22 protein-coding genes and 2 pseudogenes are annotated in these 26750 nt (G+C 61.8%); 15 read left to right on the plus strand and 9 right to left on the minus strand.

Going from position 1 to position 26750, the window contains the following annotated elements; all coding sequences use genetic code 11:
- The first annotated feature begins 286 nt into the window (after nucleotides 1-286).
- Nucleotides 287-4780 carry a hypothetical protein gene (locus tag PRJ_RS25400; protein ID WP_371928130.1) on the plus strand — a complete coding sequence of 1498 codons (4494 nt, stop codon included), beginning with the start codon at nucleotides 287-289 and terminating at the stop codon, nucleotides 4778-4780.
- Between the two features lie 18 nt (nucleotides 4781-4798).
- Here the strand turns inward: PRJ_RS25400 and PRJ_RS25405 are convergent, their stop codons facing one another.
- Nucleotides 4799-5074: a polyhydroxyalkanoic acid system family protein gene (locus PRJ_RS25405; RefSeq protein WP_003249289.1), complete on the minus strand. Its 276-nt coding sequence runs from the start codon at nucleotides 5072-5074 to the stop codon at nucleotides 4799-4801.
- Between the two features lie 124 nt (nucleotides 5075-5198).
- On the opposite strand from PRJ_RS25405, the gene ubiE reads away from it, so the two are divergent.
- The 14 genes and pseudogenes from ubiE (at nucleotide 5199) to PRJ_RS25465 (ending at nucleotide 16691) form a co-directional block, all read left to right on the plus strand.
- Nucleotides 5199-5969 (plus strand): bifunctional demethylmenaquinone methyltransferase/2-methoxy-6-polyprenyl-1,4-benzoquinol methylase UbiE, encoded by a 771-nt coding sequence (gene ubiE / locus PRJ_RS25410; protein ID WP_004576729.1) that lies wholly within the window; start codon nucleotides 5199-5201, stop codon nucleotides 5967-5969.
- Nucleotides 5969-6592 carry an SCP2 domain-containing protein gene (locus PRJ_RS25415; protein WP_104886966.1) on the plus strand — a complete coding sequence of 208 codons (624 nt, stop codon included), beginning with the start codon at nucleotides 5969-5971 and terminating at the stop codon, nucleotides 6590-6592. The genes ubiE and PRJ_RS25415 overlap by 1 nt, the downstream gene beginning before the upstream one ends.
- Nucleotides 6589-8211, plus strand: coding sequence for a ubiquinone biosynthesis regulatory protein kinase UbiB (ubiB, locus tag PRJ_RS25420; protein WP_104886965.1), 1623 nt, complete (start codon nucleotides 6589-6591; stop codon nucleotides 8209-8211). The genes PRJ_RS25415 and ubiB overlap by 4 nt, the downstream gene beginning before the upstream one ends.
- A 72-nt stretch (nucleotides 8212-8283) precedes the next feature.
- Complete coding sequence (gene hisI, locus PRJ_RS25425; protein ID WP_104962689.1) at nucleotides 8284-8676, plus strand: phosphoribosyl-AMP cyclohydrolase; 393 nt, start codon at nucleotides 8284-8286, stop codon at nucleotides 8674-8676.
- Nucleotide 8677: 1 nt separating this feature from the next.
- A complete protein-coding gene (locus PRJ_RS25430; protein ID WP_003249283.1) occupies nucleotides 8678-9013 on the plus strand; it encodes a phosphoribosyl-ATP diphosphatase in 336 nt (111 codons plus the stop codon).
- A gap of 81 nt (nucleotides 9014-9094) precedes the next feature.
- On the plus strand, nucleotides 9095-9367 hold the full coding sequence (locus PRJ_RS25435) for a twin-arginine translocase TatA/TatE family subunit (RefSeq protein ID WP_010955575.1): 273 nt from the start codon (nucleotides 9095-9097) through the stop codon (nucleotides 9365-9367).
- Nucleotides 9368-9370: 3 nt separating this feature from the next.
- Nucleotides 9371-9757 carry a Sec-independent protein translocase protein TatB gene (tatB, locus tag PRJ_RS25440; protein ID WP_104962690.1) on the plus strand — a complete coding sequence of 129 codons (387 nt, stop codon included), beginning with the start codon at nucleotides 9371-9373 and terminating at the stop codon, nucleotides 9755-9757.
- Nucleotides 9754-10542 (plus strand): twin-arginine translocase subunit TatC, encoded by a 789-nt coding sequence (gene tatC, locus PRJ_RS25445; RefSeq protein WP_104962691.1) that lies wholly within the window; start codon nucleotides 9754-9756, stop codon nucleotides 10540-10542. Before tatB ends, tatC begins: the two co-directional genes overlap by 4 nt.
- Nucleotides 10539-11246, plus strand: a complete 708-nt coding sequence (locus PRJ_RS25450) for a 16S rRNA (uracil(1498)-N(3))-methyltransferase (RefSeq protein WP_020192065.1) — start codon at nucleotides 10539-10541, stop codon at nucleotides 11244-11246. The genes tatC and PRJ_RS25450 overlap by 4 nt, the downstream gene beginning before the upstream one ends.
- Nucleotides 11247-11464: 218 nt before the next feature.
- A pseudogene (locus PRJ_RS30780) lies at nucleotides 11465-12409 on the plus strand (methyl-accepting chemotaxis protein); the annotation flags it as partial.
- 141 nt (nucleotides 12410-12550) lie between these two features.
- Nucleotides 12551-13264: a methyl-accepting chemotaxis protein gene (locus PRJ_RS30785; RefSeq protein WP_371928153.1), complete on the plus strand. Its 714-nt coding sequence runs from the start codon at nucleotides 12551-12553 to the stop codon at nucleotides 13262-13264.
- 379 nt (nucleotides 13265-13643) lie between these two features.
- A pseudogene (locus PRJ_RS30790) lies at nucleotides 13644-14732 on the plus strand (methyl-accepting chemotaxis protein); the annotation flags it as partial.
- Between the two features lie 150 nt (nucleotides 14733-14882).
- On the plus strand, nucleotides 14883-15587 hold the full coding sequence (locus PRJ_RS30795) for a methyl-accepting chemotaxis protein (protein ID WP_371321098.1): 705 nt from the start codon (nucleotides 14883-14885) through the stop codon (nucleotides 15585-15587).
- Nucleotides 15588-15740: 153 nt separating this feature from the next.
- The gene (locus tag PRJ_RS25465; RefSeq protein ID WP_104962693.1) at nucleotides 15741-16691 is read left to right on the plus strand and encodes an RHS repeat-associated core domain-containing protein; all 951 of its coding nucleotides are present in this window, start codon (nucleotides 15741-15743) and stop codon (nucleotides 16689-16691) included.
- Between the two features lie 112 nt (nucleotides 16692-16803).
- On the opposite strand, the gene PRJ_RS25470 is transcribed toward PRJ_RS25465, so the two are convergent.
- From PRJ_RS25470 to hutG, 8 genes are all read right to left on the minus strand, one after another.
- Nucleotides 16804-17538, minus strand: a complete 735-nt coding sequence (locus PRJ_RS25470; RefSeq protein ID WP_064491104.1) for an amino acid ABC transporter ATP-binding protein — start codon at nucleotides 17536-17538, stop codon at nucleotides 16804-16806.
- The gene (locus PRJ_RS25475; RefSeq protein WP_010955582.1) at nucleotides 17531-18493 is read right to left on the minus strand and encodes an amino acid ABC transporter permease; all 963 of its coding nucleotides are present in this window, start codon (nucleotides 18491-18493) and stop codon (nucleotides 17531-17533) included. Before PRJ_RS25475 ends, PRJ_RS25470 begins: the two co-directional genes overlap by 8 nt.
- Nucleotides 18494-18572: 79 nt before the next feature.
- Complete coding sequence (locus PRJ_RS25480; protein ID WP_026031986.1) at nucleotides 18573-19370, minus strand: transporter substrate-binding domain-containing protein; 798 nt, start codon at nucleotides 19368-19370, stop codon at nucleotides 18573-18575.
- A gap of 426 nt (nucleotides 19371-19796) precedes the next feature.
- Nucleotides 19797-22370: a glucans biosynthesis glucosyltransferase MdoH gene (gene mdoH / locus PRJ_RS25485; protein WP_104962694.1), complete on the minus strand. Its 2574-nt coding sequence runs from the start codon at nucleotides 22368-22370 to the stop codon at nucleotides 19797-19799.
- Nucleotides 22363-24102 carry a glucan biosynthesis protein G gene (locus PRJ_RS25490; RefSeq protein ID WP_218276212.1) on the minus strand — a complete coding sequence of 580 codons (1740 nt, stop codon included), beginning with the start codon at nucleotides 24100-24102 and terminating at the stop codon, nucleotides 22363-22365. Before PRJ_RS25490 ends, mdoH begins: the two co-directional genes overlap by 8 nt.
- Before the next feature lie 263 nt (nucleotides 24103-24365).
- Nucleotides 24366-24803, minus strand: coding sequence for a D-aminoacyl-tRNA deacylase (dtd, locus tag PRJ_RS25495; RefSeq protein ID WP_003249262.1), 438 nt, complete (start codon nucleotides 24801-24803; stop codon nucleotides 24366-24368).
- Nucleotides 24800-25771 carry a prolyl aminopeptidase gene (pip, locus tag PRJ_RS25500; protein ID WP_003249260.1) on the minus strand — a complete coding sequence of 324 codons (972 nt, stop codon included), beginning with the start codon at nucleotides 25769-25771 and terminating at the stop codon, nucleotides 24800-24802. Before pip ends, dtd begins: the two co-directional genes overlap by 4 nt.
- Before the next feature lie 169 nt (nucleotides 25772-25940).
- Nucleotides 25941-26744 (minus strand): N-formylglutamate deformylase, encoded by an 804-nt coding sequence (gene hutG / locus PRJ_RS25505; RefSeq protein WP_104962696.1) that lies wholly within the window; start codon nucleotides 26742-26744, stop codon nucleotides 25941-25943.
- Between the last annotated feature and the right edge of the window lie 6 nt (nucleotides 26745-26750).

The following is a 26750-nucleotide window of genomic DNA, read 5'->3' on the forward strand; positions in this document are numbered from 1 at the left end:
CCTCACGGACATCGACGCCATGACTGCTGTAGCAAACCCACCCAGGCTGACGTTCAAGCAAAGCGTGGCAGCCTGTTTCTCCAAACGACCCAGCCTGCGGGACGTTTTATCAAAAGAAGCATTCCAGACTTTCAGCGACCGGTATCCATGGTTGCATCGCAACCACCCTCACATCACATCGCTCGATCCTTTCGTCATCTTGCATGCACCGGCCAGCACAGGTGATCTCCCACGTCAGAGCGGGCTGCCGGACGAGCTTCTCAGGCATTTTCTGGCCAAGGAACGTGTGCAACTAAGCGCCGCAGACAAGCTGAGCATCAGCCCACCCCATGTGTTTCAAATTCAGCAGCAAGGCCCGGACAACCTCCGCCAACCCGAAATCATCCCTGACCTGACGAAGCTCAACGATGACTTCGATACAGTGCTTGGTGCGTTGATAACCGCCTTCCAGCAAGCCCAGATCGGCTTCTGGAACGGGCTCGACGAAGACAGCCAAGTCTCGCGCATGCTCTGGCTGGAACACACCATCAAGGCCGCATTGCTCGAGAACCTCCCTGGCCAAGGCCTGGCAGATGATGAAAAAGCTGCAATGTACGCACTGCTCGACGGGGTATTCGACAGCCTGGCTGTCGAGGCGATACAAGTCACGCTCGGAACGGAGGGCGAGGCACGCACCGTCACCCTACCGGATCTGTTGCTCATCACCACAAGTGGCACCCGCAACCTGGTTCTGCAATGCAAACCCTGCGGTTCGGTTCACCGCCATGTCGACCTGCCCAGCTTTGCCACCGCGCTGCAACGGCAGCTAGCGCAACGCTATCGCTTCGAAGCGTTGTCCTGGGCGCACACACCGGTGATCGGACGCCCTTTCGCCTTCCAGGCCAGGCAGCTGCTGAACGATATCCTTGACGACATCGGACGCCTGCGTCTTGGTGGCCTGGCAACCGTCGACGAACTGGAGCGACAACTGCGCCAGGTGAGCGACCCGTCAGCTTACTTCTTCGACCTGCCTTCGCAGGAACGAACTGCACCCGCTGTCAGCCCACCGCGATGGCTGCTCAATGCCAGCGCTGATGACCGCTACGCCTATCACACTGCACTGCTAGATCTGGCGGCGAACCAAGGTCGGTCGAAGGGTCGCACATCGCTGGGCGATGTTGAAGATATCCGTGATTACGCCGCTCGCCGCTTGCGTGAGACCCTGCAGACCAGCTACCCAGACAAGGCGGTACACGACCCGAACAAGGTGCGCATCCGCATTTCCCAGGCCATCATCGGCGCCGCTACACAAGGGCAGTCACTGTTCTTGTACTCGGTTTCCCTGACCGACCTGGCGATTTCACGCCTGCGGCTGGAGGCTGGCGAGGTGATGAGCGGGATGAACTTCGAGGACGGCTCGCCTGTGACCGACTGGCTGAGCATCGACCAGATCAGGGGCCTGATTCATCAGGTCGACATCGGCGGCCACTACCCCTCCTACCTGAAGGACCAAGTCAACACCCAGCCGCGCAGAGCCGAGCGAATCCGCCAGCATGCCAGGGAATGGCGTTACGCCCTTCGGTTCAGCACGCTGAAGGCCAAGATCGAGCGACAGCTTGGCGAAGCGGCAAGCCAGGCAATGCTCAGGTTCTGCCAGGGCATGGACAATGGCGTGGACCTTCTGCGCATCGCCCCCCTGGCGTTCCTTTGCGCGCCTGGCGCTTCGGCAAGCGATGTGGCGCACGGGATGTTCATCATCGAAATACCGGCAAGCGGCAGCTGGGTCTTGTACCGCCCATTCTATGCCGACAGGGCGTTGCAGGAATTTCCGAACCTCGAATTGCTGATGGACGCAATCCGCAGCAGGGGCGAACTGCAAGAGAGCGTATTGGCCTGGCTCGACGATGACGCGCGCCCGATTTACCAGAACGACGGGTTCAAGCACCCGCACTTGCACCCGAACATTACCAAACTGACGCACCTGCTCAATGTGCCGGTCGAGCTGCTGGACAGTCTTTTGCAACGCCTAAGACGCCCGGTTCAGGCCTCGTTCCAAGCCTGGACGGATGATCTGGACACCCACCTGTTCAACGCCCGCATCGACACCATGTTATTGGCCTCAGCCAGCAACAGCGTCTCCAATGCCCAGGAAGTGCGGGCTTTGGTGAAGGAGGCTACCTGGGCGATCTTCAATACCGTCACCCAACTTTGGCATGGCCCGATGACCACCCTGCTATGGCTGGTCGTGGCGCTGTCGGCGGCCAAGGAAGACGTGGAGGCGCTGATCAAGCGCAGCGGTGACGATAAGATCGTCGCCGCCATAGACCTTCTCACCAACCTGGCCTTGCTCCTTGCGCACCGCCCCGCAACGCCACCTGCCAACAGCGAAGCGGCCGCTACGTTGCGTTTTTCAGGCCCTGCACCGAAGGAAGAATCCCCAGCCCCAGCGCTAGAGCAGCCACAGGAGAAACCGTGGCAGGCCCCCGTCGAGGCGCCGCAGCCTACGCGCGTGCGGGTAGAAAGCTGGCATGACGAGCAGCGCCTGAGCAACCTGTCGGTACAGGAACGCCAGGCAATGGCCCAGCTGCAAGCCTCGCAGTCGCTGGAAGGGCACGCGCCACTGATAAAGGGCCGTTTGCGTGGGTTGTTCAATATCGCCGGCCGTTACTACGTCAAGTTGGGCGATGACGTCTATGAGGTCATCGAGACCTGGAACGGCATGCAGATCATCGGCCCAGAGCCGAGCAGCAGCGAATGGGTGTCCCAATGGAATGGCGCCCCGGACGGCTACCATATCGTTGGTCGTGAACGCCAGAAAGGCCCCTGGTTGACGCGCTGGCATGGCCAATGGACTTTGAATCTGACCCTCTTTGGCGGCATGCCAAGGAACAGGCAATCCATCAACGCGGAAAACCGCCAGCGGTTCGACACGTTGAGCGCAACCGCCACGGCTAACCAACAAGCGCTGAATCAGATGGCACCACTGATGGAACGCAGCCAAGTACAACTGCAGGCTTATGACGACCTCGCGCTGGAATACAGCCTGGCTATCGATGCATTACCTGCACATGAGCGCGCTTCACCGCCGCCAGCATTGCAGGTTCAGAGGCAAGCACTCAAAGCCCAACGCCTGCGCCATTTGCCGGAAATCAGGGCATCCGCGCTCTACCTGGAACGGCAGAGCACGCTGCTGCATGGAAACATCGAAGTATTCAAGGAGATGGCTGAACCCCGGTTCAGCAAATTCGACACCCGAGCCCCGAACCGACGCCGATACGGCAATTGGTACGGTGCAGCCATCGAAAACGACATGCTGCTGTGCCGCCGCTTGCTGGAGCAGGTCGACCACCAGGCACTGAGCGCACAGTCCATCGGGCTGCCCCGCGTTCCAGAGACTGCCGAGCAGATTCAGCAATACCTCGATTATCGCGAACGGGTCCGCGATTCCAGCCAGGCCAGCCGCCGCCTGCTTGTCGTCAGCCAGCGGCTGGATCGGATCCTGGCGGAAACACTGCAGGACCCCAAGATCGATTTTCCCAATAAAGCCACGAAACTCGCCCAGACCATTCGACGCAGGACGTATTCGACACTGGTCATTCGGGCCCAGCTGCTCAGTGACCTGGCCTACCTCGCCGTGGACAAGACCCGGCTCTCTGCGGACACGGCCGAGCATTTGCTTGCGATGCGCGCGCCGCTCAGCGGCATCGAATTCAGCCGCACAATATGGAGCCACGACGGGCTGGCAGCCACCGAAGAGACGGCCCAGGTCAAAGCCGAACTGCTTGAGGATATCCTTCAGAAATACCGTACCGTGCTGGATCGCGCCCAATACATGAGGACACTGGACTCGCCTGCGCTGGTCGCTGACGTGCTGGACGAATACATACGCGAACTGTCCAGCATTACCCAGATCACGGAGCAGCAACTGAGCGCGAACCTGACCAACCTCGACAGCGGCATCAGCCCCCCCTCGCCAACGCCCTACCATCGCCCCGCAACGATCAGGCGCCGGGTCATCCGTGTTGACCGAGGTCGACCGCTGCTGGTGGAAATCGACCAAATGGGCAATCGGGCCATCCAGCGCAGTGCATTCAACCAGGAGCCTGCGGGCAGTTTCGCGCAACGCGACGGGGTGTGGCATGCCGTGCCTGAGCAAGCGCGGCCGGCCCAGCACGACCGGGCACAGCTGCGCCAGCGCGCAAGCCGCCTGCTGGCAGAGGTGGATGGGAAAATCGCCTTCGCCGCGCACTATGCCGATGAGCCCAACAGCCTGGCCGACTTTCTGGAATGGCCTGCAGGTGACATGCGCGAAGTGCAGCAGCAACTGACCGAGCTGAACAATCCACTGGATTCCAGCTTGGTCGACCTCCTTCGGGCAGCGGTAGAGCGCGTCCATCACGAAAGGCTTCGGCTGCTCACCGACGCGTATCTGAACACCCGCCATCCCGACGGCAAGGCCCTTCGCTTCCTGGCTGAGCAGAAGCGAATTCGGATCAGGCAGACCGTGATTCGCCGGCAGCTACGTCACGCCAATGATTACCTCGACGTCTACGAGATTCGCGATGTGCAAGCGCCACAGCGGGTATTGTGGGAGGCGCATTTTCACTACCCCAGCCTCGAAGCGAGGGGGCATGACTTCGTCAAGGGCCACCTCAAATTCTGGGATGCAGGCGTAAGGGGCCGAAAGGCCATGCTCGAGCAGGCCGCAGACGCACGCGAGCGCATCGCGATCTACCGCGGCGATCTGCGCCTGGAGCAGGTGATTGGCATCATTCCCTTTCCGGCGGACGCGCCGCAGTAATCTGAGAGCGGCTCTGGCTCAGGCCAGGGCCTTGTCCAGCGCCCGCTCGATCTCACCCTTGATGGTGCCGCTCATCATCGACAGCATCATGCCCAGCTTCAATTCGACACGGATGCTGTCGTCGCCAATGTGCACACTGCCATTGGCGCCACTGCGCGCAACGTCCACGCGGTCACCGTTCCAGGTGGCCTTGAGGTCGTACTCACGGCTGAGCTTGTCGACCAGCGCTTCGGCCTTGGCGCGGGCGGCATCACGGCCGAGGGAGTGTTTGCGTTCGACGCTGATCTGGGTCATGCGGGCGTTCCTGAAGATGTAGACATAATGAGCATTATGCCCGCCCCTGCCGACTGGCACACCCCGCCAAGACAAATCCGCCCGTTCGCCCTAGAATGGCGGTAATTTTTTCCGGTGAAGCGATATGAACGACCAGCGCAAAGGCGACCACGCCGAACCCACCACCCATTTCGGCTACCAGGACGTGCCTGAAAGCCAGAAGGCGAAAAAAGTCGCCGAAGTGTTCCACTCGGTAGCAGCCAAGTACGACCTGATGAACGACGTGCTTTCCGGCGGCATGCACCGCCTGTGGAAGCGCTTTACCATCGAGCTGTCGGGCGTGCGCAGCGGCAACCGCGTGCTGGACATCGCCGGCGGTACCGGTGACCTGGCGGCCAAGTTCTCGCGTCTTGTCGGGCCGACCGGGCAGGTGGTGCTGGCCGACATCAACGATTCGATGCTCAAGGTTGGCCGTGACCGCCTGCTTGACCGTGGCGTGGCCGGCAACATCGAGTTCGTCCAGGCCGACGCTGAAAAGCTGCCGTTCCCGGACAACCACTTCGACTGCGTGACCATCGCTTTCGGCCTGCGCAACGTCACCCACAAGGACGCCGCCATCCGTTCGATGCTGCGCGTGCTCAAGCCCGGTGGCCGCCTGTTGATCCTGGAGTTCTCCAAGCCGACCAACAAGCTGATGTCCAAGGCCTACGACGCCTACTCGTTCGCCTTCATGCCGCTGGCTGGCAAGCTGATCACCAATGACGCCGAGAGCTACCGTTACCTCGCCGAGTCGATCCGCATGCACCCGGACCAGGAAACCCTGAAGAGCATGATGGTCGAGGCCGGTTTCGACCGCGTCACCTACCACAACATGACCAGCGGCATCGTTGCCGTGCACCGGGGGATCAAGCCCTGATGTTGCTGGCCGGGCTGCTCGCCAGCGTCGAACATGGCCTGAACCGCGTCCTGCGCCTGGACAGCACGGCCCTGCCGCGGCTGGCCGCGCTGGAAGGCAAGGTCATCGAGATCGACTGCCGCCAACCGGCCCTGCAGGTGTTCATCCTGCCCGATGAGGAGGGCCTGATGCTCGCCGCCCATTGGCAGGGTGAGGTCGATTGCAGCCTGCGCGCCCCCGCCGGTAGCCTGGCGCAACTGGCCCTGGCCAAGGACAAGACCGCCGTGCTGCACAGCCCGCAGGTCGAACTGCACGGCGACAGCGCCGTACTGCTCGACCTGTTCGGTGTGCTGCAGGACCTGGAGCTGGACTGGGAGCACGAGCTGCAACGCTGGCTTGGCCCGGTCGCCACGGCAATGCTGGCCGGCCATATCCGCCTGCGCGCTCGCTGGACTCGCCAAGGCCTAGCACGGTTCAGCCAGAACCTGTCCGAATACCTGGCCGAAGAATCCCGTACCCTGGTCGGCAAGCGCGAGGCCGAAGCCGCCTTCAGCGAGCTCGATGCCTTGAAGCTTGATACAGAACGCCTCGAAGCGCGCCTCAGGCGCCTGTCCCGATCCCTTGATACCAGCGATAACGCATGAAGCTGCTCGCCGTCCGACGTCTTTTTCGCATCCAGCGTGTGGTGATCCGCTACCGCCTCGATGACCTGCTGTTCGACCAACCCTTGCTGCCCTGGTGGCTGGCCAGCCTGCGCCTGTTGATGCCGTGGCGCTGGCTGCCACGCAAGCCCACCGAACTCAGCCGTGGCGCGCGCCTGCGCCTGGCACTGCAGGACCTGGGGCCGATCTTCATCAAGTTCGGCCAACTGCTGTCCACCCGCCGCGATCTCCTGCCCCCCGACATCGCCGACGAGTTGATGCTGTTGCAGGACCGTGTGCCACCGTTCGACCCGAAACAAGCCGTGGCCTTGATCGAGGAACAGCTCGGTGCGAAGGTCGGCGAGGTGTTCAGCCGCTTCGACGTCGAGCCACTGGCCTCGGCCTCGGTGGCCCAGGTGCACGCTGCGCGCCTTAAAACTGGCGAAGAAGTGGTGGTCAAGGTGGTGCGCCCGGGCCTGAAGCCGGTCATCGCCCAGGACCTGGCCTGGCTGTTCCTGATCGCCAAGGCCGCCGAACGCGCCTCGGCGGATGCCCGTCGCCTGCACCCGGTGGAAATCGTCGGCGACTACGAAAAAACCATCTACGACGAGCTCGACCTGCTGCGCGAAGCTGCCAACGCCAGCCAGCTGCGGCGCAACTTCGAAGACTCCGAGCTGATGTACGTGCCCCAGGTGTACTGGGACCTGTGCCGCCCCAAGGTGCTGGTGATGGAGCGTATCTACGGCGTACCGGTGACCGACATGGCCACCCTGGCCGACCAGCGCACCGACATGAAGCTGCTGGCCGAGCGCGGCGTGGAAGTGTTCTTCACCCAGGTGTTCCGCGACAGCTTCTTCCATGCCGACATGCACCCCGGCAACATCTTCGTCAGCACGGTCAAACCGTGGAGCCCGCAGTACATTGCCATCGACTGCGGCATCGTCGGCAGCCTCACCGCCGAGGACCAGGACTACCTGGCGCGCAACCTGTTTGCCTTCTTCAAGCGTGACTACCGCCGCGTCGCCCAGTTGCACATCGACTCGGGCTGGGTGCCGGCAAACACCAAGGTCAACGAGTTCGAAGCAGCGATTCGCACCGTGTGCGAGCCGATCTTCGAGAAACCGTTAAAAGATATTTCCTTCGGGCAGGTACTGATGCGCCTGTTCCAGACTGCACGGCGCTTCAACATGGAAGTGCAGCCACAGCTGGTATTGCTGCAGAAAACCCTGCTCAACATCGAAGGTCTGGGCCGTCAGCTGTACCCCGACCTGGACCTGTGGAGCACCGCCAAGCCGTACCTCGAACGCTGGATGCGCGACCGCTATAGCCCCAAGGCCGTATTCGGCAACCTGCACAGCCAGGTAGAGCAACTGCCGCACTTGGCCGGCATGACCCGCGACCTGCTCGAACGCCTGTCGCAGCCTCACCTGCACGATCCACAATTGCCGGAACGACGCCGCCAGGGCGACCGCTGGGCGCTGCGCCTGCTGGGTGCCGGCCTGCTTGGCGGTGGCGCAGTCTTGGCCGCAGGCGCTGCCGAAACCGCCAGCCTGGCCGCCCCGGCCGCCTGGCCCGCCTGGCTGATGCTGGCTGCGGGCCTTTACCTGATCGTGCGCCAATAGCCAGCCGCGCCTGTGGCTGGCACACTAGCGCAAAGGGCCCGGCACAGGAGCGGGCCCGCTTTGGAGTCGACGATGAAAGACTGGCTGGACGAGATCAAGTGGAACAGCGATGGCCTGGTACCGGCGATCGCCCAGGACCACAAGACCGGACGCGTGCTGATGATGGCCTGGATGAACCGTGAATCGCTGGCCCTGACCGCCGCCGAGCAGCGTGCCATCTACTGGTCGCGTTCGCGTGGCAAGCTGTGGCGTAAAGGCGAGGAGTCCGGGCATGTGCAAAAGCTGCATGAGTTGCGCCTGGACTGTGACGCCGACGTGATCATCCTGATGGTCGAGCAACTGGGCCATATCGCCTGCCATACCGGTCGTGAAAGCTGCTTCTACCGCGTCTTTGAAGACGGCCAGTGGAAAATCGTCGACCCGGTTCTGAAGGACCCGGATGATATCTACAGCGCAGGACACTGACATGAGCGACACCCTCAACCGCCTGGCCGAAGTGCTTGAAGAACGCAAGCAAGCGGCGCCTGACAGCTCTTACGTGGCCAGCCTGTACCACAAGGGCCTGAACAAGATCCTTGAAAAACTCGGCGAAGAGTCGGTCGAAACGATCATTGCGGCCAAGGATGCCCAGATCAGCAAGGATTACAGCGATGTCATCTACGAAACCGCCGACCTGTGGTTTCATAGCCTGGTGATGCTCAGCGCGCTGGGCCAGCATCCGCAAGCCGTGCTGGATGAACTGGAACGCCGCTTCGGGCTTTCCGGGCATGATGAAAAGGCCGCACGCCAGCCATCTGCCTGATGTTTTATCGGGGACGCCCGCTCCCACAGGCGCCGGGTTGCCGCATCGATATGCTGTACACACAATTTTCAGGAGTACGAAATGGGTATCTTTGACTGGAAACACTGGATCGTCCTGCTGGTCGTCGTGGTCCTGGTGTTCGGCACCAAGAAGCTGAAGAACTTCGGCAGCGACCTGGGCGAGTCGATCAAGGGCTTCCGCAAGGCCATGAACGAAGAAGAGACCAAGCCGGCCGAGCAGACTCCGCCGCCTGCGCAGCCTGTGCCACCGGTGCAAAACACCGCGCAGCCGCAGCAAGGCCATACCATCGAAGGCCAGGCCCACCCGGTCCAAGAGCCGCAGCGGAAAGACTGACCCATGTTCGGCATGAGTTTCAGCGAGCTGCTGCTCGTCGGCCTGGTCGCCCTGCTGGTGCTCGGCCCCGAGCGCCTGCCGGGTGCCGCGCGCACGGCAGGGCTGTGGATCGGCCGGCTCAAGCGCAGCTTCAACAGCATCAAGATGGAAGTGGAGCGCGAAATAGGCGCCGACGACATCCGCCGCCAACTGCATAACGAGCACATCCTGCAGATGGAAGAGGAAGCCAAGCGTATCCTCAACCCAATGACGCCACCCGCACAGCCGCCGGTCACCACGGCCAGCGTGCAGCCACCTGCCGGGCTCGAAGCCAGGCCGGTCGAAGCACCCGCTGCCCCGGCCGCACCGTCTGAACCGCCTCAACCGCCTCAACCGCCGCGAGCCCCATGAGCGAGAATCCGGAACACGACCAGCCAATGCCGCTGGTTTCGCACCTGACCGAACTGCGCACCCGCCTGCTGCGCTGCGTTGCCGTCATTTTCCTGATCTTTGCCGGGCTGTTCTCCTTCGCCCAGCAGATCTACACACTGGTTTCCGCGCCACTGCGCGAGCACTTGCCGGCCAATGCAACGATGATCGCCACCGATGTGGCCTCGCCGTTCCTCACGCCGTTCAAGCTGACCATGATAGTGGCGCTGTTCCTGGCCATCCCGTTCATCCTCCAGCAGATCTGGGGCTTTATCGCCCCCGGGCTGTACCGTCACGAGAAGCGCATTGCCATTCCGCTGCTCGTATCGAGCATCCTGCTGTTCTACGCCGGCATGGCCTTTGCCTATTTCCTTGTGTTCCCGCTGATGTTCAAGTTCTTCGCCGCTGCCACCCCGGCAGGCGTAGCGATGATGACCGACATCGCAAGCTACCTCGACTTCGTGATGACGCTGTTCTTCGCCTTTGGCGTGGCCTTCGAAATCCCGGTGGCGGTGGTGCTGCTGGTGTGGATCGGCGTGGTCGACGTGAAGTATCTGAAGAAAGTCCGCCCGTATGTGATCATCGGCTGCTTCGTGGTCGGCATGGTCCTCACCCCACCGGACATCTTCTCCCAGACCCTGCTGGCCGTGCCCATGTGGCTGCTGTTCGAGATCGGCGTGCTGTGCGGCAGCCTGATCCGCAAGCGCAGCGCCCACGACGAAACCGCCGACGACCATAACGACCAGCCACCAGCGACCCAACCGTGAACCTGTTGCTTCTTGAAGAGGCCGACTTCGTCTCGGCCAACCGCGTCGTTCTTGCTGATCGGCGCTTCACCCATATGCAGGAAATCCACCGCGTGGCAGTGGGCGACAACCTGCGCGTGGGCCGTATCAACGGCCTGATGGGCAAGGCCACGGTGCTGCGCCTGGAAAAGCACGAAGCCGAACTTGAAGTGGCCTTCGACCAGCAGCCACCGGCGAAGCTGCCGCTGACCCTGGTGCTGGCGGTGCCTCGGCCCAAAATGCTGCGACGGCTGTTCCAGACCGTGGCCACGCTGGGCGTGCCGCGGCTGATCCTGCTGAACAGCTACAAGGTCGAGAAAAGCTTCTGGCAAACGCCCTTTCTTCAGCCCGACACCATTCGCGAGAACCTGATCCTGGGCCTGGAACAGGCGCGTGACACCGTGCTGCCCGAGGTGATCATCGAAAAGCGCTTCAAGCCTTTTGTCGAAGACCGCCTGCCCACCATCGCCGCCGGCACCCTAGGCCTGGTCGGCCACCCCGGCCCTTACCCAGCCTGTCCGCGCGCCGTAGAACAAGCCGTTACCCTGGCCATCGGCCCTGAGGGTGGCTGGATCCCCTACGAGGTCGACCTGCTGGGCAAGGCAGGCCTGGCGCCGGTACAGCTGGGTGATCGCATCTTGCGGGTGGAGACCGCCGTCACCGCGCTGCTTTCGCGTATTTTCTGACACAAACACCCCTTCTTCGCCCATCAAGATTCCCCCTCCCGGGCCGATGGCCTTGGCAACAATACAATTATTTGTGCTGCCAAGCCGCCGGGGAGTCGAACATGTATCAATGGTTAGCCCAATCGCTGGGCAATGTGAGCGTCAATCGCAAACTGGGGCTGGGTTTCGGCCTGGTGCTGCTGTTGACCTTGGCGATTACCCTGACCGGCTGGCACGGCATGGACAGCATCATCGACCGTGGCGACAAACTGGGAAACATCTCGGTCATCCAGCAATACACCCAGGAATTGCGCATCGCCCGCCAGCAGTATGATCGCCGCCGCGACGACGCTTCGCTGGCAGAACTGGAAAAAGCCCTGAGCAACCTCGACCGCCAGGTGCAGCTGATGCTTGGCCAGATCGAACAACCCGCCGATCGCCAACGCCTCGAACAGCAACGCGAGGCAGTGCGCATCTACCAGCAGGCATTCAACGAGCTGAAACAGGCCGACCAACGCCGCGAAGCCAGCCGTGATGTACTGGGTAGCAGCGCCGATAAGGCCGTGGATCTGATAGGCCGCGTACAGCGTAGCCTGCTGCAAGGCGCTGACATCAATCAGTACCAGCACGCGGTGGACGTCAGCGCCCTGCTGCAACAAGCGCGTTTCCAGGTGCGTGGCTACACCTACAGCGGCAATGCCGATTACCAGCAAACGGCACTGAAGGCCATCGACCAGGCCTTGGCCGAACTGCGCGCCCTGCCGGCCAAAGTGCCAGCCGAACATGCTGCCAGCCTGGATGATGCCGCCACAGCCATGGGCGGCTACCGCGATGCGGTGACCCAGTTCGGCAATGCCCAGCTCGCCAGCGAGCAAGCGCTGCAACGCATGGTTGAACAAGGCACGGTACTGCTGCAGACCAGCCAGATGATGACCGCTTCGCAAACCGAGGTGCGCGATGCCGCTGCCGCGCAGGCCAAAACACTGCTCACGGTTGCCACCGTGCTGGCACTGGCCCTTGGCCTGCTGGCCGCCTGGGCCATTACCCGGCAAATCATCATCCCGCTGCGCCAAACACTGCGCGCCGCAGAGCGTGTGGCCAGCGGAGACCTGACCCAGAGCCTGCAGGTGCAACGCCGCGACGAACTGGGCCAATTGCAGGCCAGCATGCATCGCATGACCCAAGGTTTGCGTGAACTGATCGGCGGCATTGGCGACGGCGTCACGCAGATCGCCAGCGCTGCCGAGGAGCTGTCGGCGGTGACAGAACAGACCAGCGCGGGGGTCAACAACCAGAAGGTCGAAACCGACCAGGTGGCGACTGCGATGAACCAGATGACTGCCACCGTGCACGAAGTGGCACGCAATGCCGAACAGGCTTCGGAAGCCGCCTTGATGGCCGATCAGCAGGCCCGCGAGGGTGATCGCGTGGTGGGCGAGGCAGTGGCACAGATCGAGCGCCTGGCCAGCGAAGTGGTCAACTCCAGCGAAGCGATGAACCTGCTCAAGACCGAGAGCGACAAGATCGGCAGCGTACTCGACGTAATCAAATCGGTGGCCCAGCAAACCAACCTTCTGGCCCTCAACGCGGCAATCGAAGCCGCCCGCGCCGGTGAGGCCGGGCGTGGCTTTGCCGTGGTTGCCGACGAAGTGCGCAGCTTGGCCCAGCGCACACAGCAGTCGACCGAAGAGATCGAAGAGTTGATTGCCGGCCTGCAAAGCGGCACCCAACGGGTGGCCAGCGTGATGGACAACAGCCGCCAACTGACCGACAGCAGCGTCGAGCTGACCCGCCGCGCCGGCAGCTCGCTGGAAACCATCACCCGCACGGTGTCGTCGATCCAGGCGATGAACCAGCAGATTGCCACGGCGGCCGAGGAGCAGACGGCGGTGGCCGAAGAAATCAACCGCAGCGTGATGAATGTGCGTGATATTTCCGACCAGACCTCGGCAGCCAGTGAGGAGACGGCCAGCTCCAGCGTGGAACTGGCGCGGTTGGGTACCCATTTGCAAGGGTTGGTTGGGCGGTTCAGGCTGTGATCTGAACTAGCGGTCGCCCGGTCGGGCCTCTTCGCGGGTAAACCCGCTAATGGGCCAAGCCGGCTGGCCAATCTCCACCCGCCGTTCACCGTTGCCGGCACCACCGTATTCGCGGGTAAACCCGCTCCTACACACATGCACAGGCCGTCGTAGGAGCGGGTTTACCCGCGAAGAGGACGGGCCTGCTGGCCAATCTCCCCCCGCCGTTCACCATTGCCGCCGCGAAGAGACCGGCACAGGACGAAATATATCCTACTGTTCGCGGCGAAATTTCCTACTTGATTATCAGGTCAAGTCCTACAGCTCCGCTGCCGATGGGCAGAGATGTGATGCCAGCCATGCGCCTGCATCCTTTCTCTCACTCGCTCGGAGATTCCCCATGCTTGGCTCCCTCAACCGCAAGCTCGGCAACATCAGTGTCGCCGCCAAGCTGGCCCTCGGCTTTGCCGTGGTCCTGCTGCTCACCCTGGCCACCACCATCAGCGGCTGGCGTGCCCTGGATGGTGCCATCGTGCGCTCACAGCAACTCAGCGAAATAGGCCTGATCAATGACCTGACAAAAGACCTGCGCGCGGAACGCATCACCTACCGCGTGCTCAACGACGATGCCAGCAGAGCGCGCATCAGCAATATCCTCGACCAGCTCAACAGCATGCTCACTACCCTGCAACAACGCAGCAACGTCGATGAGTCACGGCAGTTGCTGACAGAAAAAATGGCATTGTTGCAGAGCCTGCGCGACAACTTCAGCGAACTGCAGCGCAGCGTCGCCAGCCGTGTAGCCCTGCGCGAAGCCCTGCAGTCGCAGGAGCATGCACTCAGCGAGGCGATTGACCAACTGCAGACCCAGGCCTTGCTGAAAATGCCTGACGACAGTCAGCAAAGTGGTGTGCTGGGCCTGATGGACACCCTCAGCCGGCATGTCGAAGGTGCCAACCAGCAAAGCCTGGTTCCAGCCTACACCTTCGTCCCGGTCGAGGATTTTGCCAAAGTCGGTGATAACGCCCTCGACGCCGCCGACAGTAGCCTTGCGCAACTGCTTGAAGGCCTTGCGCCGTTGGGCTTGCCACGCGCCATCAGTGAGCAACCGGGTGTCGAGCTGAGCAAGTACCGCACCAGCCTGGATCAGTATCGCCGCGCCGCCGTACGTGTCGAGCAGTTGCAGAACAACATGGAAAACATGGGCAATGAGCTGCGAACAGTGAGCCTCGAACTGGGCAAACGCAAGGTCGAACAACGCGACAGTGAGGCCCTGGCCGCCCGGTCGCTGCTGACCAGTGTGGCGCTACTGGCAATGGTGGTAGGGGCTCTGGCGGCTTGGCTGATCACCTTGCAGATCACCCAGCCGTTGCGCCAGACGCTGGCTGTGGCCGCCCGCATAGCCAAAGGGGACCTGAGCCAGGTCGACACCGTGCAACGTCGCGACGAAATGGGCCAGCTGCAAACCAGCATGCGCGAGATGACCTTGAGCCTGCGCGAGCTGATCGGCGGCATTGATCAGGGTGTCGGCCAGCTGTCACAGGCCGCCACGCAGTTGGCGGCCAGTAGCGAAGACACCAAGCTGCGCATCAATCAGCAGCGCGAGGAAACCGACCAGGTGGCGACTGCCATGAACCAGATGAGCGCCACCGTACAGGAAGTGGCACAGAACGCCGAGCAAGCCTCCCTGGCCGCGACCAACGCTGACCAGCAGGCGCAGGTGGGTGACCAGGTAGTCTCCGAAGCCATCGGCCGTATCGAACAACTGGCCGGGCAGATGGACCATTGCCTGGCGGCCATGCAGCACCTGGCAGGCGAGAGCCAACGGATTGGCAGCATCCTCGATGTGATCAAGTCGGTGTCCGAACAGACCAACCTGCTGGCGCTGAACGCAGCGATCGAAGCGGCACGGGCCGGTGAAGCCGGGCGCGGCTTTGCCGTGGTGGCCGATGAGGTGCGTGGCCTGGCCCAGCGCACGTCGACGGCGACCGAGGAGATCGGCCAACTGATCGACAGCCTGCACAACGGTACCGACGAAGTGACCCGCTTGCTGGACAGTAGCAAGAGCCTGACCGAACAGAGCGTGGAGCTGAGCCGCAGGGCCGGGCACGCACTGAGCCAGATCACCGACACGGTGTCGAGTATTCAGGGCATGAACCAGCAGATCGCCACCGCCAGTGAGGAACAGAGCGTGGTGGCCGAGCAGATCAACCGAAGTGTGATCAATGTGCGGGATGTTTCGGATCAGACCAGTGCGGCCAGTGAGCAGACGGCAGCCTCGAGCGGGGAGTTGGAGCAGTTGGGGCAGCAATTGCGGGGGATGGTTGGGCGGTTCAGCATCTGAGGTTAGCGGGGCTGCTTTGCAGCCCCTCGACCGTTCAACCCAGGCTTGGGCATAAAGAATTACCGGAGCGCACCAACCTGGCATTTTTGCCAGTTGTCGGGGCTACCTTGCTGCCCGCATCCTTGAGGTCATGATTCAACAGGGAATCTTCTGATGGCTAATCGTCAGTTACGCTTTTATGAGCATGATCGGCTCGCATCTATTGGAGTGCCTGGTAGTTCAATAAGAGTAATGAACGCGGCCGGCACTCCGCTGTGCCAGCTAGGGGGGTCACTCTTTACCGAGACCAACCTGATTGCTTTGGACAGAGCAAAGTCCGTGTTGGTTTCGACCCAGAGTTCTGCCATCAACAGCGTGACATACTGTGCTTATGGAAATTACGGCACTGGTCCTTTACCTGTAACACCAGGCTTCAACGGAGAGTATCTGGAATATTTCGGCGTGTACTTGTTAGGCCGCGGAGAACGTGGATACAGCCCCCGTCTGAGGCGATTTATTTCTGCCGATCGTGCCAGCATATTCTTGGCCGGAAATCTTAATGCATATGCTTATACTGCGGGAGACCCGATTAATTATAATGATCCTTCAGGAAATGCCCGTGGACTTATAGCGCGCTACAAGGATTGGAAAGCTGGAAAGTCTCTAGTCAAAGCTTCAAAAAATTTGAAACATCACATAGACAGCACTGAAAATTTAGAGTTTAACGTCGGAAACGAAGAAAGAAAACACGCTCAGATACAGCAAGACATTCAAACGACTGATACCAGACTCCAAGAAATAAATGAGGAAATGTTAGCGCTCATGGACGACATGAGCAAAATGGATGGAACAGTCATATACGAAAATAGCAAGCACGGCGTCAAGGGAAATTACTTATACGCAGGTTACGCCAATAAAGCGTCCGGATTGAGGAAGCTTGCAGCCAAGCATGACCAGTTGACTACAAAGCGCCTCCAACTAGAGCAAACACCGTCGAAAGTTGAGGCAGCAAAGTGGCGAGTTGAACAGAACAAAATAGCAATTCAGGCAGCGCGCAGCCGTCTAAATTACCTAACGAATAAATATCCTCATGTAGCTTCAAAAGCAATTAGAAAAATCACTTAAGCCACGCAATTATTCATTTGCCAGCTGTATTCCAAATCAACGGATGAGTGAAATAGCCAACCCGCAGAAAGCGAGTTTCGGGGGTTGGCTACGCTCTACCGCCCACCAAGTTTCACAATACCTGGCGCAGGAACGCCTGCGCGCGCGGGTCCTTCGGCGAATCAAAGAACGCGCCTGGCGCGGAATCTTCCAGCAGCTTGCCATGGTCGAAGAACAGCACCCGGTCAGCCACTTCGCGGGCAAAGCCCATTTCATGGGTGACGCAGACCATGGTCATGCCTTCCTGGGCCAGGGTCTTCATCACGTCCAGCACCTCACCGACCATTTCCGGGTCGAGCGCCGAGGTCGGCTCGTCGAACAGCATCACTTTCGGGTCCATCGCCAGGGCCCGGGCAATCGCCACCCGCTGTTGCTGGCCGCCAGACAAGCGCGACGGGTACTCGTTGGCCTTCTGCGAAATACCCACCTTCTCCAGCAACGCCCGGGCCTTGGCTTCGCGGTCAGCCTTGTTGCGCTTGCGCACCACCTTCTGCGCCAGGCACAGGTTTTCCAGCACAGTCATGTGCGGAAACAGGTTGAAGTGCTGGAACACCATGCCGACTTCGCGGCGGTAGGCATTGATGTCGGTCTTGGGGTCGGCCAGTTGCAGGCCGTCGATGGCCACATGGCCTTGGTCGAAATGCTCCAGGCCGTTGAGGCAGCGCAGGAACGTCGACTTGCCCGACCCCGACGGGCCGAGCACGACCACCACTTCGCCCTTGGCGACCTGAGTGGTGACGTTATCCACAGCCCTTACCACCTGGCCACGGGTGTCGAAGACTTTCAGCAGGTCACGGACTTCAATCACTTTGCGCAAGCCTCCGCTCGAGCCGGCTGGCGATGTGCGACAGCGGCAGGTTGATCAGCAGGTACAGGCCTGCCACGCAGAACCAGATCTCGAAAGTAGAGAACGAGGTGGTGATAGCCTCACGGCCACTCTTGGTCAGTTCGGTGATGGCGATCACCGACACCAGCGAGGTGTCCTTGACCAGGCTGATGAACTGGCCGGCCAGGGGCGGAAGCACGCGCTTGAAGGCCTGCGGCAAGATCACATGGCGCATCGACTGGCCAGCGTTCAGGCCCAGCGACCGGGCAGCCTCGTTCTGGCCCTTGGCGATCGACTGCACGCCAGCACGGACGATCTCGGCCACGTAAGCACCAGTGAACAATGCCAGCGCCGCTACCCCGGCAAACTCGCGGGACAGGTTGAGCACGGTGCCGATGAAGAAGTAGAAGATGAAGATTTGCACCAGCAGCGGCGTGCCGCGCACCAGTTCGACATAGACGGTCGACAGGTCGCGCAGGGTCGGGTTGTTCGACAACCGGCACAATCCGGCGAACAGGCCGATCACCAGGCCCAGCGCCCCGGACACCACCGAGATCCACAAGGTGGTCCACAGGCCCCATGCCAGCGGGCCAGCGGCCCAATGGCGGGTTACCCCGATCTGGTCGCCCTCGGCAACATCGTCGCCGCGGCTCAGTTGCAGGCTGTCCTTGTCCACATCGAGCACTTGCTCGGCACCACTTTCGTCCTTCAGCGTGACGCGGGCGTTGTCACCGGAAATGACGATTTCCTGCACAGTGCCGTAGCCAGCAGCGCGTTGCGTTTCCTCGGCCTTGTAGGCGAAGTACTGCGGTACGCGGTTCCAGCGCCACTCGTAGGAGATCATCGAGGTGGCCATGTAAAGGCTGAGCGCCAGGCCTACCAGGACCAGGGCGGTCAACCCATGCCAAGGCCACTGGGCTTTCTTGTGTTTGATCACGTGGGGTACTTCCGTAAATGCGAACGCGCAGGGTTTGCCTGCGCGTCGGGGTCATAAAGCCGGGCTTGTGGCCTGAGCCTTATTCCATTTCCTTCAGCCAGTCCTTGTTCTTGAACCACTTGTCGTGAATACGATCGTAGGTCCCGTCGTGCTTGATCTGGTGCAGGAAGTTGTTGATGAAGTTGATGCTGTCGTAGTCGCCTTTCTTCAGGCCGAAGGCCAGCGGCTCGTAGGTGAAGGGCTCGTCGAGGAACAGCAGCTTGCCGGCACCGGCTTTATCCACCGCCACCACGTTGTACGGCGCGTCATAGACAAAGGCGTCGGCCTTGCCGTTGACCACGTCCATGACGGCTTCCTGTTCGTTGTCGTAGCCGTGGTACTTGGCTTTGCTGATCAGCTTCTTGGAGACCATTTCGCCGGTGGTGCCAAGCTTGGAGGTCAGGCGGTACTTCTCGTTGTTCAGGTCCTTGTACGACTTGATCTCGCCAGCCAGCTCCTTGCGGATCAGCAGGGTCTGGCCAACCACGATGAAGGGTTCGCTGAAGTTCAGACGCAGGTTACGCTCCTGGGTCAGGGTCATGCCGCTGCCGATCATGTCGAACTTGTCGGTCAGCAGCGCCGGGATGATGCCGTCATAGGCGGTGGACACGGCCTCGAACTTCACGCCCATGGACTTGGCCATGGCCTTGAGGATATCGACTTCGAAGCCGATGATCTCGCCACGCTTGTTGGTCATCTGGAACGGCATGTAAGTCGGGTCCATGCCCACCCGCAGGGTGCCACGCTTGACCGCGTCATCGATGGCGCCCGCCTGGGCCGCGGTCACGGCGACCAGGGCGGTCACACCGACCAGCAGTCGCGAAAGGTATTTCTTGATCATCACCAAGTCCCCTAGCAAGAAAAGTAGCGAATCTTATTGTGTTGGCACGGCCGTACTGGCCGAAGCGTCGTATCGGAGAGGGATGCTAACGCATGGCGGCCCGTGGACCTAGAGCCGCGGGGGGACTTTGTTGGCCAAAATGAGGGGGCTAGGCCAAAAAGCTTCGCGGGTGAACCCGCTCCTACAAGGGCATGTGTATCCCTGGTAGGAGCGGGTTCACCCGCGAAGAGCCCCGATCCAGCGCCCCGTAGGAGCGGGTTCACCCGCGAAGAGCCCCGATCCAGCGCCCCGTAGGAGCGGGTTCACCCGCGAAGAGCCCCGATCCAGCGCCCCGTAGGAGCGGGTTCACCCGCGAAGAGCCCCGGCCAGGCGCCCCGTAGGAGCGGGTTCATCGGGGCGCCGAACCGCCGCGAACAGGCCCGATCAGGCGCCGACGAGGCTCGGTTGGCCTGCGTTTTCCGGGTGCAACGGCAACAGCGGCGAATGCGGGTCATTGTTGATCGACGCACGCCACACATCGATCCATGCCGCATTGTGCTCGGCCCACACCTGCTCGTGCAGGCGGCTCAGTGCCACCGGGTCGCTGAGCAGGGCCAGGCGAGTATTGAGGTCCAGGCCTTTCGGCCCGACTTCAATCGCCTTGGCAACGCGCTCGGCACGCAACGCTTCGATCGGTGCCGCCTGGCCATGGCGGGCAGTGGCCATGGCACAGGCCAGGGCATTCTGCCGCGGGTCGACCACGGCCCGCACGAAGCCATCATGCAGGGCATGCCAGCGGTTTTCGTGGGTGTACTGGTCGGTAGCCAGCAGCTCTTGTGGGGTGGCGTATTCCTCTGGGATGAGGAACAGCTTCTCGTCCTTGGCCGCCAGGCCCAGGCGGGTGCGGCTGGAAATCACCGATACCGGGATCGACAACACCAGCGAACCGACGATAGGCGCCAGCCACCACAGGAAGCTCGGGTTCAACCACGCCACCAGTGCGGCCCAGGCAACGCCCAGCAGCGTCTGCGGGCCATGCCGGCGCACCGCTTCGCCCCACGGCGTGGAATCGTCGTCACGCTGCGGCGAGTTCCAGGTCGCAGCCCAGCCGAGGAACGCGGCCAGCACGAAGCGGGTGTGGAAGATCATGCGTACCGGTGCCAGCAACATGGAGAACAGCATCTCCATCAGCATCGACAAGGTGACCTTGACTCGCCCACCGAACTCGACGGCGCCCTTGGCCCAGATCAGGATGACGCTGAGCAGCTTGGGCAGGAACAGCAGCACAATGGTGGTGGAGAACAGCGCCACAGCCTTCTCCGGGTGCCACTGCGGCCACAGCGGGTAAAGCTGGTAAGGCTCGATGAAATACTGCGGCTCCATCAGCGTGTTGGTCGCCAGCAGCGCGGTCGACAGCACCAGGAACAGGAACCACAGCGGCGCCGACAGGTAAGACATCACCCCGGTAAGGAACACCGCACGGTGAACCGGGTGCATGCCCTTGACCAGGAACAGGCGGAAGTTCATCAGGTTGCCGTGGCACCAGCGGCGGTCGCGCTTGAGCTCGTCGAGCAGGTTTGGCGGCAGTTCTTCGTAGCTGCCCGGCAAGTCGTAGGCAATCCACACACCCCAGCCGGCACGGCGCATCAGCGCAGCTTCGACGAAGTCGTGGGAAAGGATGGCACCGGCGAACGCGCCCTTGCCCGGCAACGGCGCCAGGGCGCAGTGCTCGATGAACGGCTTCATGCGGATGATCGCGTTGTGGCCCCAGTAGTGCGACTCACCCAACTGCCAGAAGTGCAGACCGGCAGTGAACAGTGGGCCGTACACGCGGGTAGCGAACTGCTGCATGCGTGCATACAGTGTGTCCATGCCCGAGGCTTTCGGCCCGGTCTGGATGATGCCGGCGTCCGGGTTGGCCTCCATCAGGCGCACCAGGCTGCTCAGGCACTCGCCGCTCATGACGCTGTCGGCGTCGAGCACGACCATGTACTTGTACTCGCCACCCCAGCGACGGCAGAAGTCGTCGAGGTTGCCGCTCTTGCGCTTCACACGGCGCCGACGGCGGCGGTAGAAGATGCGGCCAAAGCCTTTGGTTTCGCGGCACACATCCAGCCAGGCCTGTTGCTCGGCCACGGCAATGTCGGTGTCGTTGGTGTCGCTGAGCACAAAGAAGTCGAAACGGTCGAGGTTACCGCTGGCGGCCACCGACTCGAACGTTGCGCGCAGGCCGGCGAACACCCGCGGCACGTCTTCGTTGCAGATCGGCATCACCAGCGCGGTACGCGCCTCGGGCGCGATCGGCTCGTTGCCTGCGCTGCTACCGGAAATTTTGTATTTGTCGCGCCCGGTGAGCAGCTCGAGGAAGCCCATCAGCGCGGTCCAGAAGCCCGCCGACACCCAGCAGAACAGGATGCCGAAGAGGATCAGGATGGAAGTTTGCAGGGCATACGGCCACACCTGCACCACCGTGTCCCACAGCGGCTGGTTGACGATTTCGTCAAAGTCCACGAACGACCAGCCCTGGTACGGCAGGATGCCTTTCATGTACCAGCCAGCGACGATGGTCTGGCCGATCATCAGCGCCAGCAGAATGTAACGGCGGATAGAGCCGACCGTGCGCCAGCGGGCTGGCGGCAGCTCGCGCTTGGGCGGCTGCGGGGCGTTGGGGCGGCCGGTCATGCGTCGCCACATGCGGATCAGCACATTGGTGCGCCATGGCTCGGGCACGACCTTGGTGCGCTTGATCGGCGGGGCGATCTTCAGGCACAGGCGGCCGCTGCCGTCGACGCCGAGCATTTCGGCTTCTTCCAGCTCGGCGGCACTGCCCACGGTCAGGCGCGGGCCCACCGAGGCCTGCACGGCCTCGGCAGAGCTGGCGGCCGGGTTGGCCGCCAAGCGTTGGTGTAGCTCACTGAACGAGGTGCAGCTGGCAAGCTCAGCCCGCTGCTCGTCGCTCAGTGGTAGGTGGGCCAGGTACTCGCCAAGCGATTCCGGCCTTGCGCTTGAGTTACTCATCGGCAGGCAACTGATAGCTCCAGGTCTCGGTCAGCACCTGCTCGGTGGTGGCCGGGGCCCCGTTGGTGGGCGCCGCATCGGCGGCAGGTTGTTCGGCCTTGGCAGATTGCTCAGCCTTGACGGCTTTCTCGGCCTTGGCATGCTTGGCTGCGGCCTTGTCCTGCTTGGCGTCCTGGGCAGGCTTGGCAGGCTCGACCGGTACATCACGCACCAGTGCGGCGCGCATTTCGGTCGACTTGTTGGCTTCCTTGACCTTCAGGCGCAGGGTCAGGCGCCAGCCCTTGGTCTCAGGGTTATAGCGCAGATTGTTCTCGACCACCTCGGCGTTGTCGCCCACGCTGATCTGGCTGCGCACGGCGGTGTCTTCCGGCAGGGCGGCAAGCGCCGGGCCGGCGAAGTCGACCAGGAATGCCACGCTGCCATCTGGCTGGCGGATCAGGTTGGACTGCTTGACGTCACCGGTGGAACGCAGGGTCTGCTTGACCCAGCCCAGATCAGGGGCCTGGAACTTCGGCTCGTCGATGGTCCAGTGCAGGCGGTAGGCGTACTCGAACGGTTTACCTGGCTCCGGCAGTTTCTCCGGGCTCCAGAAGGCCACGATATTGTCGTTGGTCTCGTCGGCGGTCGGGATTTCGACCAGGTCGACGCTACCCTTGCCCCAGTCACCCTTCGGCTCGATCCAGGCGCTTGGGCGCTTCTGGTAGTTGTCGTCGAGGTCTTCGTAGTCGCTGAAGGCGCGCTGACGCTGCATCAGGCCGAAACCACGCGGGTTCTCGACACTGAAGTTACTCACGGCCAGGTGTTTCGGGTTGTTCAGCGGGCGCCACAGCCACTCGCCGTTGCCGGCATGGATCGACAGGCCTTCGGAGTCGTGCAGGGCCGGGCGGTAGTTGAGCACCTTGGACGGCTGGTTGGGGCCGAACAGGTACATGCTGGTCAGCGGCGCAATGCCCAGGCGGCTGACATGGTCACGCAGGAACACGCGGGATTGCACGTCGACCACGGTGTCGTTGCCTGGACGCAGGGTCAGCTTGTAGGCGCCGGTGGATCGCGGCGAATCCAGCAGCGCGTAGATCACCAGGTGCTTGTCGGCTGGCTTGGGCTTTTCAACCCAGAACTCGGTGAAGCGCGGGAATTCTTCGCCCGACGGCAGGGCGGTGTCGATGGCCAGGCCACGGGCAGACAGGCCGTACACGTGACCCTTGCCGACCACGCGGAAATAGCTGGCGCCAAGCAGGGTCATGATCTCGTCCTGCTTGTCGGCCTTGTTGATCGGGTACAGCACGCGGAAACCGGCATAACCGAGGTTTTTCGTGGTTTCCGGGTCGTGCGGCACGTCACCGAACTCGAAGCGGTTCGGGTCGTACTTGATTTCCCGGACCTTGGTGGCGGTGACCTCGTTGATTTTCACCGGGGTGTCGAAGTGCATGCCCTGATGATAGAACGACAGCTTGAACGGGGTCTTGTCCTTGGCCCACTCGGCCTTTTCCTGCAGGAAACGGATTTTCTGGTAGTCCGCGAACTTCATGTCGCGGAATACGGCCGGCAGGTTGCTTTTTGGCGCGTCGTACTTCTGGCCGGCCAGATCCTTTGCCTTGGCAGCAACATCGTCAAGATTGAATGCCCACAGCTGGCCCGCGCTCATCAGGCCGACCAGAGCCACACTGGCCATCAGCGCCTTGCGTAGCCCGACGCCGGGGATTCTTGATGCTTTTTGGGGACTAACAATCACGAGCAACCCTCGCCGAAAACAGATCATGAAACCAACGGCCAGCGACAAATGCCGGGTTGGCGAGCACTGTTCGGACCCCGAGAGGGCGTAATGATTCCCCAAACGGATCCAGACAATGCTCGAGTCAGAGTGAAACGGACCTACGAACGCAGGTCCATGCAGCGCGCGATTATCCAGCAGGTTGCGTGACAACGCATCAGGCTGGAGCAACTATTTATCGTACAAAACCCCTTGTTTTCCTGTGAACAAAGGGTTTTTTGACCTCATATTTGTAACATAAATGTTACGGGGCCATCATTGACCAGGTGCACCTGCATATCCGCACCAAAACGGCCGCTGGCCACGTCGGCGTACTGAGCTTTTGCCTGTTGCAAAAGATAGTCGAACAACTCGGCGCCGAGGGCCGGTGGCGCTGCGGTCGAGAAGCTTGGACGCATGCCATTGCGGGTGTCGGCCGCCAAGGTGAACTGTGACACCAGTAGCAGGCCACCCCCGACATCCTTGAGCGACAGGTTCATCTTGCCCTGCTCGTCACTGAACACCCGGTAGTTCAGCAGCTTGTGCAACAGCTTATCGGCCTGTTCACGGGAATCTTCAGGCTCGACCGCGACCAGCACCAGCAACCCTTGGTCGATGGCGCCGACCACCTCCCCCGCCACTTCAACCCGCGCACCGCGCACGCGCTGCAGCAGGCCCCTCATGCTTCTTCCAGGGGCAGGTCGAGCAGGCGCCGGGCCATCTGGTCGGCGGCACGCACCAAGGCATCGGTGATGCCAGGCTCGGAAGCCGCATGACCGGCGTCACGGATCACTTTCAACTCACTGTTCGGCCAGGCCTGGTGCAACGCCCAGGCGTTGTCCAAGGGGCAGATCACATCGTAGCGACCATGCACGATCACCGCCGGCAGGTGGGCGATTTTGGGCAGATCGCGGATCAGCTGGTCCGGTTCGAGGAAGGCGTTGTTCATGAAGTAGTGGCATTCGATGCGGGCGATCGACAGCGCCCGCTGCGGTTCGGAAAAGCGGTCGACCACCAGCGGGTTGGGGCGCAGGGTGGCGGTACGGCCTTCCCAGGTGGACCACGCCTTGGCGGCGTGCATCTGGGCGATCTGGTCGTTACCGGTCAGGCGCTTGTGGAAGGCCCTGACCAGGTCGCCGCGTTCCTCCGGTGGAATCGGTGCGATGTAGTCCTGCCAGTAGTCGGGGAACAGGCGGCTGGCGCCTTCCTGGTAGAACCACTCGATTTCCTGCGGCCGGCACAGGAAGATGCCGCGCAGGATCAGGCCGTGCACGCGTTCTGGGTGAGCCTGAGCGTAGGCCAGGGCCAGGGTCGAGCCCCAAGAGCCACCAAACAGCACCCACTTGTCTATGCCAAGGTGTTCGCGAATGCGCTCCAGGTCTTCGACCAGGTGCCAGGTGGTGTTGTTCTCCAGGCTCGCATGGGGCGTGGAGCGGCCACAGCCGCGCTGGTCGAAGGTGATGATGCGGTACAGGTTGGGATCAAAGTAGCAGCGGCTCTGGGCGTCGCAGCCAGCACCGGGGCCTCCGTGGATGAACACCACGGGCAGACCTTCCGGCGAGCCGCTTTCGTCGACATAAAGCACATGCGGCGCTTCCACGGCCAGATCGTGCCTGGCGTAGGGTTTGATCTGCGGGTAGAGGGTCTGCATTGCGCACTCCGTGTGAGGATTATTCGGCCGTGGGCCATCATAAACCTGAATTGCGCTTTCAGCACCGTCCTTGCTGGCGCGTTCGAACGGCGCGAATTGACCCTTGCGCAGATTTCCGACAATGGCCTCCCACGGCGCCTGGCGACGCCGATAGCGTCGCCGCCTTCACTCAACGCTTGTAACGCTCGTCGCCCCAGGCCAGCAGCGCTTGCAGTAGCTGCCTCAATACCGCTTGCGTCGGTTGCGCCAAGTCTTCCCGGTAGGCAAACGGCTCGACTTCCTCCATATAGGTGCTTTGCGCCAGCTCCAGCTGCACAGCATGGATATGGTTGGCTGGGTCGCCGTAATGCCGGGTGATGTGACCGCCTTTGAACCGACCATTAAGCACGTGGCTGTAACCTTGCACCTTGGCGCACACACCCTGCAGCCGCTCAGCCAGTGCCGGATCGCAACTGGCGCCGTTGAAAGTACCCAGGTTGAAGTCCGGTAACTTGCCGTCGAACAGGTGCGGGATCAGCGAACGGATCGAATGGGCATCCCACAGCAGCGCATAGCCAAACTGCTCACGCAAGCGATCCAGTTCACGACGAATGGTCGCGTGATAAGGGCGCCAGATTTGCTCCAGGTAGCGTTTGCGCTCTTCGCCAGACGGCGCCAGCCCGTCTTTGAAGAGGGGTTCGCCGCCGAACAAGGTCGCCGGGTACAAGCCCGTGGTGGCGCCGACGTACAGCGGCTTGTCGTCGTCCGGACGGTTCAGGTCGATGACGAAGCGTGAGTACTCTGCGGCCACCACGCTGGCGCCCATGTCACGGGCAAAGTCGTACAACTGCGGAATGTGCCAGTCGGTGTCCGGCAAGCTTTGCGCCTGGTCGACCAGGCCGTCGCGCACGGCGTCGGTCAGACGCAAGCCAGCGTGCGGCATGCTGATCAGCAGCGGCAGGCGACCTTGGTGAAAACTCAGTACCTTGTCCATCGTGCC

It is taken from the genome of Pseudomonas sp. XWY-1 (assembly GCF_002953115.1).
Classification (GTDB): Bacteria; Pseudomonadota; Gammaproteobacteria; order Pseudomonadales; family Pseudomonadaceae; genus Aquipseudomonas; species Aquipseudomonas alloputida.

Excerpts from the sequence above, each read along its gene's own strand:
- tatB (WP_104962690.1), top strand. The coding sequence starts at position 9,371 with ATGTTCGGCATGAGTTTCAGCGAGCTGCTGCTCGTCGGCCTGGTCGCC.
- hutG (WP_104962696.1), bottom strand. The coding sequence starts at position 26,744 with ATGGACAAGGTACTGAGTTTTCACCAAGGTCGCCTGCCGCTGCTGATC.
- PRJ_RS30795 (WP_371321098.1), top strand. The coding sequence starts at position 14,883 with ATGAGCGCCACCGTACAGGAAGTGGCACAGAACGCCGAGCAAGCCTCC.
- PRJ_RS25430 (WP_003249283.1), top strand. The coding sequence starts at position 8,678 with ATGAGCGACACCCTCAACCGCCTGGCCGAAGTGCTTGAAGAACGCAAG.
- dtd (WP_003249262.1), bottom strand. The coding sequence starts at position 24,803 with ATGAGGGGCCTGCTGCAGCGCGTGCGCGGTGCGCGGGTTGAAGTGGCG.
- hisI (WP_104962689.1), top strand. The coding sequence starts at position 8,284 with ATGAAAGACTGGCTGGACGAGATCAAGTGGAACAGCGATGGCCTGGTA.
- mdoH (WP_104962694.1), bottom strand. The coding sequence starts at position 22,370 with ATGAGTAACTCAAGCGCAAGGCCGGAATCGCTTGGCGAGTACCTGGCC.
- PRJ_RS30785 (WP_371928153.1), top strand. The coding sequence starts at position 12,551 with ATGAACCAGATGACTGCCACCGTGCACGAAGTGGCACGCAATGCCGAA.
- pip (WP_003249260.1), bottom strand. The coding sequence starts at position 25,771 with ATGCAGACCCTCTACCCGCAGATCAAACCCTACGCCAGGCACGATCTG.
- PRJ_RS25465 (WP_104962693.1), top strand. The coding sequence starts at position 15,741 with ATGGCTAATCGTCAGTTACGCTTTTATGAGCATGATCGGCTCGCATCT.
- PRJ_RS25435 (WP_010955575.1), top strand. The coding sequence starts at position 9,095 with ATGGGTATCTTTGACTGGAAACACTGGATCGTCCTGCTGGTCGTCGTG.
- ubiE (WP_004576729.1), top strand. The coding sequence starts at position 5,199 with ATGAACGACCAGCGCAAAGGCGACCACGCCGAACCCACCACCCATTTC.
- tatC (WP_104962691.1), top strand. The coding sequence starts at position 9,754 with ATGAGCGAGAATCCGGAACACGACCAGCCAATGCCGCTGGTTTCGCAC.
- PRJ_RS25415 (WP_104886966.1), top strand. The coding sequence starts at position 5,969 with ATGTTGCTGGCCGGGCTGCTCGCCAGCGTCGAACATGGCCTGAACCGC.
- ubiB (WP_104886965.1), top strand. The coding sequence starts at position 6,589 with ATGAAGCTGCTCGCCGTCCGACGTCTTTTTCGCATCCAGCGTGTGGTG.
- PRJ_RS25405 (WP_003249289.1), bottom strand. The coding sequence starts at position 5,074 with ATGACCCAGATCAGCGTCGAACGCAAACACTCCCTCGGCCGTGATGCC.